We start from the raw sequence: 8114 nt of genomic DNA, 5'->3' as shown, positions 1-8114 counted from the left end.
GATGGATCAAACCTCCACAAACACCTTGCCTGTCGGGCCGTTCCACATATGAGCCGGAGCCGGTTATCATGCTCGCTTAGGCTGGATCGGCTGCCGCTACTCCGCCGCCTCCGCCGCAGGCGTGAACATGGAGCCGGGTGGTGCCTCGCCTGCGGTCCGTACCTGGCTTGGCGCCAGGCCGGTGATGCGCTTGAAGGCGCGGCTGAAGGAGGCTTCCGACTCGTAACCGAGGCGCTGCGCCACCACCGCGATCCGCAACTTGTCGCGCGCCAGCCATTGCCTTGCCTGATGCATCCGCACCTGCGCGACATAGCGGGCCGGCGTCTCGCCGACGACCTCGGCGAAGCGCTCGGCAAAGCCGGAGCGCGATGCACCCATCAGTTCGGCGAGGCTCTCGACCGTCCAGTCGCTTTCGGGATGGGCGTGGATCGCCGCCAGGACCTTGCCGATCGTCGGGCAGCGCGCCGCCGCGACCCAGCCCTTGGCGGCGCCGCAGCCGCCCTCGACCCAGGCGCGGATGATCGCAGCCGCCAGCACATCGGCGAGACGCGCCAGCATGCCGCCGGCGCCGACCCGGTCCATCGCGACCTCGCGGCCCATCGCGTCCAGCAGATGCGGGATGCCGGGCTCATAGGCCATGAAATCGCTCATCCGCATCAGGTCCGGCATCAAGCGCAGGAGCGGGTGGTCGAGATCGACATTGAAGGTCATGCGGCCGGTGAAGACGAGCATATGCGCGCCCGCGCCGCCGCCCTCGACATCGAAGACATTGCCATAGGCCTCGCGCACCCGGCAGTCGCAGGGCGGGGAGGCGATGACGTCCGGCGAGCTCGCCAGCACATGGCCGCCGCCGCGCGGCAGCAGCACGGCATCGCCATCGGCGAGCTCCAGCCATTCGCCGGCCGGCGTCTTCAGCCAGCAGCCGCCGCGCGAGATGAAATGGAAATAGGCCTCATGGGTCGGCGGGAAGGCGACGCCCCAGGGGGCAGCCAACTGGCAGCGGCTGTAGTCGACACCGTCGAGCCTCAGGCCACGCAGCATCTCGGTCAGATGGTCGGCGGAAGCGGTCATGGCATTCCTGGACGAACGGTCATGAGATGCGGATGATATAGCATGGAAACTCCATGGGGCCACGCCCATCTTCCGGCAACCTCATGGAGACACCCATGTCAGATTCCCTTTCTGCCACCGCTCTTGAATTCGACGACAGTACCGAGGAGGCTCGCGACAAGCCGGCCTGGGCTGCCGTCACGTCGCTGACCTTCGGCGTCTTCGGCCTCGTCACGGCCGAGTTCCTGCCGGCCAGCCTGCTCACCCCGATGGCCGCCGATATCGGCGTCTCCGTCGGCGCCGCCGGGCAAGCCGTGACCGCGACCGCCGTCGTCGGCGCCATCGCCGGGCTTGCCGCGGCCATCGTGACCCGCGGTATCGACCGACGCATCGTGATCTGGTCGCTGACCGGCCTGCTGATCGTCTCCAGCGTCATCGCGGCGATCGCCACCAACCTGCCGATGCTGCTTTTTGCGCGCGTGCTGCTCGGCATCGGGCTCGGCGCCTTCTGGTCGATGGTCGCGGCGACCGCAATGCGACTGGTGCCGCCCAGCGCCTTGCCCAAGGCGATGTCGCTGATCTTCGCCGGCGTCTCCCTCGCCACCGTCAGCGCCGCGCCGATCGGTGCCTATCTCGGCAACGTGATGGGCTGGCGGTTTGTGTTCTGGCTCTCGGCGCTCGTTGGCGTCGCGGCGCTCGTCATCCAGATGGCGGTGCTCCCGCGTCTGCCGGCGCGCGGCTCGCCCGATATCCGCACGCTGTTCCGCCTGCTCGGCCAGCCCAGCATTGCGCTCGTGCTCGCCGGCATCGTCGTGGTGATCTCCGGCCATTTCGCTGGATTCACCTATGTGCGCCCGTTCCTGGAGCAGATCCCCAAGCTCTCGGTCGAGGCGATCTCGCTTGTCCTGCTGGCCTATGGCGTTGGCGGCTTCTTCGGCAATTTTGCGGGCGGGGCGATCACGGCGCGCAGTGCCAAGGCCTCGGTGATCTTCGGCGCCTTCTTGATCGCGCTGGTGAGCGTCAGCCTGCTCTTCATCGGCACATCGCCGATCGCTTCTGCGGTCGCAGTCGGGCTCTGGGGCTTTGCCTTTGGTGCGCTTCCGGTCGGCTTCCAGACCTGGCTGGTGCGCGTCGCGCCGGAGGACGAGGCCGAGTCGGCGGGCGGCCTGATCGTCGCCGCCTTCCAGATCGCGATCGCGAGCGGCGCGGTCTTCGGCGGTCTTCTCGTCGATGGCTTCGGCACGCTCGGCGTCATCGCCTATGCCATGGTCGCGACGCTGGTCGGCGGGCTCGGCGTGCTGCTGCTGGGGTCCAGGAGTCCCGAGCGGGTGGGCGCTGGCGCGGCTGCACACGCGCTTTGAGCCCCCATCTTTGGATGGCAAAACCGATCGGGCGCGTGATGCGCCCGATCACTTTTCTTCAAGACAGTATGGCAGGCTTCTGCGCTATCTTTGGGCATGCAGTCGATCTCGCAGGAACAGGCCTTGCTGGAGACCCCGCTCAGGGCGGGGGAGAGCGCGCATCTGTTCGCTGCGCGCCGCTTCGACGGGCTCGAGTTCCTCGCCGCGACCTTCCGCACTCATGCCTATGCCCCGCATGCCCATGACACCTATGCGATCGGCACGATCGAGATGGGCTGCGAAGTCTGGCATGCGCGCGGGCAGAAGCTCTATGCCGGCCCCGGCGACATCGTGCTGAACCACCCGCTCGACGTTCATGACGGCGCGCCGAGCGAGGGCGGCTATCGCTACCGGATGAGCTACCCTTCGGTCGAACTGATGCAGGAGATCACGGCCTCCCTGACCGGAAACGAGGCGGTCGGCACGCCGTTCTTCCGTGATCCGGTGGTGCAGGACCCCGCCGGTGCCGCGCTGTTCAGCGCCGCGCATCGTCTGCTGGAAGAAGGCACCGACGCATTGGCAGGCGAGGAGGCACTCCTGCGCGCCTATGCCCATATGCTGGCGCGCCATGCCGACCTGCACGTGCAGGCGGTCGGGCGCGAGGATGGGCCGGTCGCCCGCACGCGGCGCGCGATCGAGGCGCGCTACGAGGAAGACCTGTTGCTGGCTGATCTTGCCGCGCTTGCCGGTTTGCCGCGCCATCATCTGATCCGGGCCTTCCGACGCGAAACTGGGCTGACGCCGCATGCCTATCTCATCGATGTCAGGGTGCGGCGGGCGCGCGAGCGATTGCGTCGCGGCGAGAGCCTGGGGGAGGTCGCGGCGGCGACGGGCTTCTGCGACCAGCCGCATCTGACGAGGGCCTTCAAGGCTCGGCTCGGGGTCACGCCCGGCGTCTTCCGCGCGGCTCATGCCGGCTGAAACAGCTTTCAAGAGAAACAGAACTCCATGTCCACGATGCGTGACGATATCAGGCGCGGCCTGAACGATATCTGGCCGGCTGCCGTGGCCGCGGCGCCGATCGGCCTGCTCTTTGGCGCGGTGGCGGCCAGCAAGGGCCTCTCGCCCCTGGAAGTCTTCCTGATGAGCATCATGGTCTTCGCCGGTGGGGCGCAGTTCGCCGCGATCGAGCTCTGGGCCAACCCCGCGCCGGTCGCGGCGCTGGTGTTCTCGACGCTGCTGATCAATGCGCGTCACGTCCTGATGGGGGCGTCGCTGGCGCCGAAGCTCCAGGGCTTCAGCCGCTGGCAGAAATTCCTCGGCCTTTACTACATGGCGGACGAGAACTGGGCTCTGGCCGAGAAGCGCGCCCGCACGCACCGCCTGACGCCGGCCTACTGGTTCGCGATGGTGATCCCCTTCGTCGCAGGCTGGCTGATCAATTCGACGCTCGGCGCGATGATCGGTGCGGTGCTGGGCGATCCCAAGCGGCTCGGCGCCGATTTCGCCTTCACGGCTCTGTTCATCGCGCTCGTCGCGGCCTTCTGGAAGGGCAGGGTGACGTTCTGGACGGTGGCGGCCGCCGGCATCGCCTCGGCCGTGACCTATCGTCTGGTCGGGCAGCCCTGGCATGTCGCGGCGGGGGCCCTGTGTGGATTGCTTGCGGCCTGGCTTGCGGCGGGCAGCGAGGAGCAGCCGGTGACCGAGGAGGCCAAGGCGTGAGCGTCGATCCGATCAATCTCCTCGCCTTCCTCGGCATGGCGATCGTGACCTATTTCACGCGCGTCGCCGGGCTTGCGCTGGCCGGGCGGCTCAGCCTCTCGCCGCGCGCGCAGGCTGCCTTCGATGCGATCCCGCCGGCCGTGCTGATCGCGGTGATCGCGCCGAGCGCACTTGCGACCGGCTGGGCCGAGACGGCCGCGGCGGCGATCACGGCGCTCGCCGCGACGCGGTTGCCGCTGTTGGGCGTGGTGGCGGTCGGGGTGGTCGCGGTCGTTGGGTTCAGGATGGTGTTCTAGCGCTCCGTCATGCTCGCCCTCGTGGCGAGTATCCACGTCTTGAATGCAGCCCTTGCCCGAAGGAAGACGTGGATGGTCGGGACAAGCCCGACCATGACGCGGAACTTCAAAGCGCCCCGCACGCCTGCTCCAACCACAGCTTCGCCTCACCTTCGACCAGCGGCGAGAGCTTCTCCCAGACCTGAGCGTGATAGGCGTCGATCCAGGCGATCTCGCCGGCATCGAGCATGCTCTTCTCGATCAGGGGGCGCTCGTAGGGGCACCAGGTGATCGTCTCGAAGCCGTAGATCACCCGCTCGGCGCCGGGGATCCGGCGCTCCTCGACCACGATCAGGTTCTCGATGCGGATGCCGTATTCGCCCTGCTTGTAGTAGCCGGGTTCGTTGGAGAGGATCATGCCCGGCTCCAGCGGCGTGGTGCCGAGCTTGGAGAGCCGCTGCGGCCCCTCATGCACCGAGAGATAGCTGCCGACGCCATGGCCGGTGCCGTGGTCGAAATCGAAGCCGCCCTGCCAGAGCGGCAGCCGCGCGAAGGCATCGAGCTGCGCGCCCGAGGTACCCTTGACGAAGACCAGCCGCGAGATCGCGACATGGCCCTTGAGCACGCGGGTATAGCGGTCGCGCATCTCGGCCGTGGGCGTGCCGATCACCATGGTGCGGGTGATGTCGGTGGTGCCGTCCTCGTACTGGCCCCCCGAATCGACCAGGAATATGCCGGGCTCCAGCTTGCGGTTGCTCGCCTCGCTGACGCGGTAATGCGGCAGCGCCGCATTGGGGCCGGCGCCGGCGATGGTGGTGAAGGAGACGTCCTTGAGCAGGCCGGTCTTCAACCGCTCGGCCTCGAGCGCGGCCACCGCATCGATCTCGGTCAGGCTGCCCTTCGGCGCCTCGCGCGCCAGCCAGGAGAGGTAGCGCACCATGACGGCACCGTCGCGCAGATGGGCGTTGCGGGCGCCATCCAGCTCGGCCGCGTTCTTGCGCGCTTTCATCAGGGCGATCGGGTCGGCGCCGGCATCGGGCGTGCCGCCGGCTTCGCGGATCAGGGTCGCCAGCGCCGAGGCAGCGGTCGCGGCATCGAGCCGGACCTTGGCCTTGGCTGCGCCGAGTTTGGCGATCTGCCTGTCGAGATCGGCCGGAGGGGCGATCTCGCCGACCGCGCCGATCGCATCGCCGGCCTCGTTGGTGACCTTCTCCGGTGCGAGGAAGACGGTCGGCCGGCCCTCGCGCGGGACGATGGAATAGCCGAGCGGCAGCGGCGTGTGCTCGACATCGCCGCCGCGGATATTGAAGACCCAGGCCAAGGCGTGGGGATCGGAGACGACGAGCGCGTCGACCTTGGCCTCGGCCAGTGCCTTCTGGATGCGGGCGAGCTTCGAGACGCTGTCCTCGCCGGCAAAGGCCGTCGGATGCGCCTTGACCGGCGCCGTGGGCGGGGCAGGGCGGTCGCTCCAGAGCGCGTCGATCGGGTTGGCCCTGACGGCGACGAGGCTGCCGCCGGCCGCTGCCGCTGCCTTTTCGAGGCGGGCGAGGCCATCGACCGTATGCAGCCAGGGATCGTAGCCGAGCTTGCCGCCAGCCGGCAGGTTCTGCTCGACCCAGCGTTCCAGCGGCGTCTCCTCCATGCGGACGGGCGTGACGACTTGGGTGTCGGTCTGTTCGGCCGACTGGATCGTGTAGCGGCCGTCGACGATCAGCGCCGCCTTGTCCGCCAGCACGACGGCATTGCCGGCCGAGCCGGTGAAGCCGGTCAGCCAGGCGAGGCGGGCCATATGGGCCGGGACGTACTCGCCCTGATGCTCGTCGGCGCGCGGGATCACGAAGCCGTCCAGCCCTTGCGCGGCGAGTGCCTTGCGCAGGGCGGTGACGCGGCCGGCAACCAGCCTGGGGTCGCTCGGCTCGGAGAAGGACTGGAAACGGCAGGTCGGCAGGGTCGAATCGGTCATGGCGGGGTCCGGCTTAGGTCGGACCATCGTCGCCTCGCGCCGGGGAAAGCGCCAGCGTAAATGCATCGGCGGGGTGCTGCCCGTTCCGTGGGAAGGCGCTGCCTGTCGAGGTCGCATTGTGCCGTTTGGTTATGCAATCTACGCAAACATTAACGGATATGGACGGATTGCATGCGTTTTCTGCATATCTCGCATATGCGAACATATCTTCTCGCAAGTGCGAAATGATCCCACTTTGGTCGCATAAGAGAACGAGGAAGCGACCGGGACTGTCCTTCGTCTTTCGGAGATAGACCCATGACCTATGTCTTGAACAATGCCGACGTGCTGCCCGTTCCGGTCCAGGCCGGTGCCAAGACACGCGCGGACAAGCCGAGCCTGATGCAGCGCTTCTATGCCGCGCTCGTCGTGAGCCGCGCACGTTCTGCAGCCCGCGAACTGCGCGCCCGCAACCTCCTCGTCAACGAGGCCGAGATCGTGCTGGGCGGCTTCCCGTCCGCGACGCTGTCGAGCGACGTCTCGCTGCCTTTCAGCCGCTGAATTCACGCTGCCGTGGCCTCGGGCCGCGCGGCCGACAACCCTTGAGGACCTCCACCATGATCGCCATCATCAAGCACGTCTACGAACAGATCGCGGATGCCGCGAAGTTCGCTGCCGCCGTCTGGCACGATGCCCGCAGCCTGCAGGCCGATGCCGAGAAGAAGTACGGCTATATCGCCTTCTGACCCGTAACGAGTAACGGCCTCGCGCTTCCTCCGGGAGCGCCGGAGGTCAGGCAAGGCGGCGCGGCCTCGGGGCTGCGCCGCCTTTTTTCATGATCAGCGTCGCCCAGCCCTCGCGCAGCGAATGGCTCGCGAGATAGACGCCCTGGTGCCGGTAGGCCGAGACGACGCCCGCGACATCCATCGCCAGCAGGCCCGACAGGATCAGCGTGCCGTTCGACGAGAGCACACGCGCGATCGACGGGGCGAGGCGCTTCAGCGGGCCGGCCAGGATATTGGCGAAGACGAAATCGAAATGGCCGGGGCGCCAGGCCTTGGCATGGCGCAGGCCAGGCGCGACATAGAGATCGAGTGCGTTCGGCGCATGATTGAGCCGGGCGTTATGGGCGGAGACCTCGATCGCGACCGCATCGATATCGCCGGCGACGACCTTGCGCTTGATCTGCTTGGCGAGCGCCAGCCCGAGGATGCCGGTGCCGGTGCCGATATCGATGCCGTGGCGCGGGCGGCGCTTCTTCAATTCGGCATCGAGCGCGAGCAGGCAGCCGGCTGTCGTACCGTGATGGCCGGTGCCGAAGGCGAGCGCCGCCTCGATCTCGATGGCGACATCGTTGGTGCGGACAACGTGGCGGTCATGCGCGCCATGGACGAGGACGCGGCCGGCGCGGACGGGCTTCAGCCCGTCCAGGCTGTTCGCGACCCAGTCCTTGGTGTTGACAGTGGTGAAGGGCGTGTTGTCGACGAGTTCGCCCACGATTGGGCGCAGCAGGTCGCGCACCGCTTCCTCGTCAGGTGGGTTGGCGAAATAGATCTCGACCTTCCACGGAATGTTCATCGAGAGCGTGGTGATCCCATCCTCGATCTCGAAGGCGGAGATCGCCGTCTCGGTGGGATCGAAGATCTCACCGAGCAATTCGGTGAGGGCCCGGGCCTGTTCGCCCGAGGTGGAGAGTTCGAGGACGGTCGCGACCGTCGCTGGCAGGAGGCCTTCGCGCATGCGGTGGCCTTAGCAGCGCGCGGGGGTGTTGTCATGCGATCGCTG

Annotated in this window: 9 protein-coding genes; 6 read left to right on the top strand and 3 right to left on the bottom strand. The window is 67.7% G+C overall.

The annotated features are described in order from the left end of the window. Positions 1 to 96 precede the first annotated feature (96 nt). Positions 97 to 1071 (bottom strand): AraC family transcriptional regulator, encoded by a 975-nt coding sequence (locus Q0Q36_RS21395; RefSeq protein ID WP_293801264.1) that lies wholly within the window; start codon positions 1069 to 1071, stop codon positions 97 to 99. Between the two features lie 95 nt (positions 1072 to 1166). Here Q0Q36_RS21395 and Q0Q36_RS21390 point away from each other — a divergent pair, with 95 nt between their 5' ends. The 4 genes from Q0Q36_RS21390 to Q0Q36_RS21375 all read left to right on the top strand — a co-directional run bounded on the left by Q0Q36_RS21390 (position 1167) and on the right by Q0Q36_RS21375 (position 4408). Further along, entirely contained in the window at positions 1167 to 2411 is a 1245-nt protein-coding gene (locus Q0Q36_RS21390) for an MFS transporter (RefSeq protein ID WP_293801262.1), read from the top strand. Between the two features lie 96 nt (positions 2412 to 2507). Next, the gene (locus Q0Q36_RS21385) at positions 2508 to 3371 is read left to right on the top strand and encodes an AraC family transcriptional regulator (RefSeq protein WP_293801260.1); all 864 of its coding nucleotides are present in this window, start codon (positions 2508 to 2510) and stop codon (positions 3369 to 3371) included. Between the two features lie 27 nt (positions 3372 to 3398). Further along, positions 3399 to 4112: an AzlC family ABC transporter permease gene (locus tag Q0Q36_RS21380; RefSeq protein ID WP_293801258.1), complete on the top strand. Its 714-nt coding sequence runs from the start codon at positions 3399 to 3401 to the stop codon at positions 4110 to 4112. Then, positions 4109 to 4408, top strand: a complete 300-nt coding sequence (locus Q0Q36_RS21375; protein ID WP_142112580.1) for an AzlD family protein — start codon at positions 4109 to 4111, stop codon at positions 4406 to 4408. Before Q0Q36_RS21380 ends, Q0Q36_RS21375 begins: the two co-directional genes overlap by 4 nt. Before the next feature lie 106 nt (positions 4409 to 4514). On the opposite strand, the gene Q0Q36_RS21370 is transcribed toward Q0Q36_RS21375, so the two are convergent. Then, on the bottom strand, positions 4515 to 6350 hold the full coding sequence (locus Q0Q36_RS21370) for an aminopeptidase P family protein (protein ID WP_293801254.1): 1836 nt from the start codon (positions 6348 to 6350) through the stop codon (positions 4515 to 4517). A 297-nt stretch (positions 6351 to 6647) separates the two neighbouring features. On the opposite strand from Q0Q36_RS21370, the gene Q0Q36_RS21365 reads away from it, so the two are divergent. Then, positions 6648 to 6890, top strand: a complete 243-nt coding sequence (locus tag Q0Q36_RS21365; protein ID WP_293801252.1) for a hypothetical protein — start codon at positions 6648 to 6650, stop codon at positions 6888 to 6890. Positions 6891 to 6946: 56 nt separating this feature from the next. Then, positions 6947 to 7075, top strand: a complete 129-nt coding sequence (locus Q0Q36_RS21360; RefSeq protein WP_265060227.1) for a hypothetical protein — start codon at positions 6947 to 6949, stop codon at positions 7073 to 7075. Positions 7076 to 7121: 46 nt separating this feature from the next. On the opposite strand, the gene Q0Q36_RS21355 is transcribed toward Q0Q36_RS21360, so the two are convergent. Continuing rightward, positions 7122 to 8069, bottom strand: coding sequence for a 50S ribosomal protein L11 methyltransferase (locus Q0Q36_RS21355; protein ID WP_293801250.1), 948 nt, complete (start codon positions 8067 to 8069; stop codon positions 7122 to 7124). Between the last annotated feature and the right edge of the window lie 45 nt (positions 8070 to 8114).

Source organism: uncultured Allobosea sp. (genome assembly GCF_945957345.1).
GTDB lineage: Bacteria > Pseudomonadota > Alphaproteobacteria > Rhizobiales > Beijerinckiaceae > Allobosea.
This window is presented reverse-complemented; position numbering and strand designations above follow the sequence as displayed.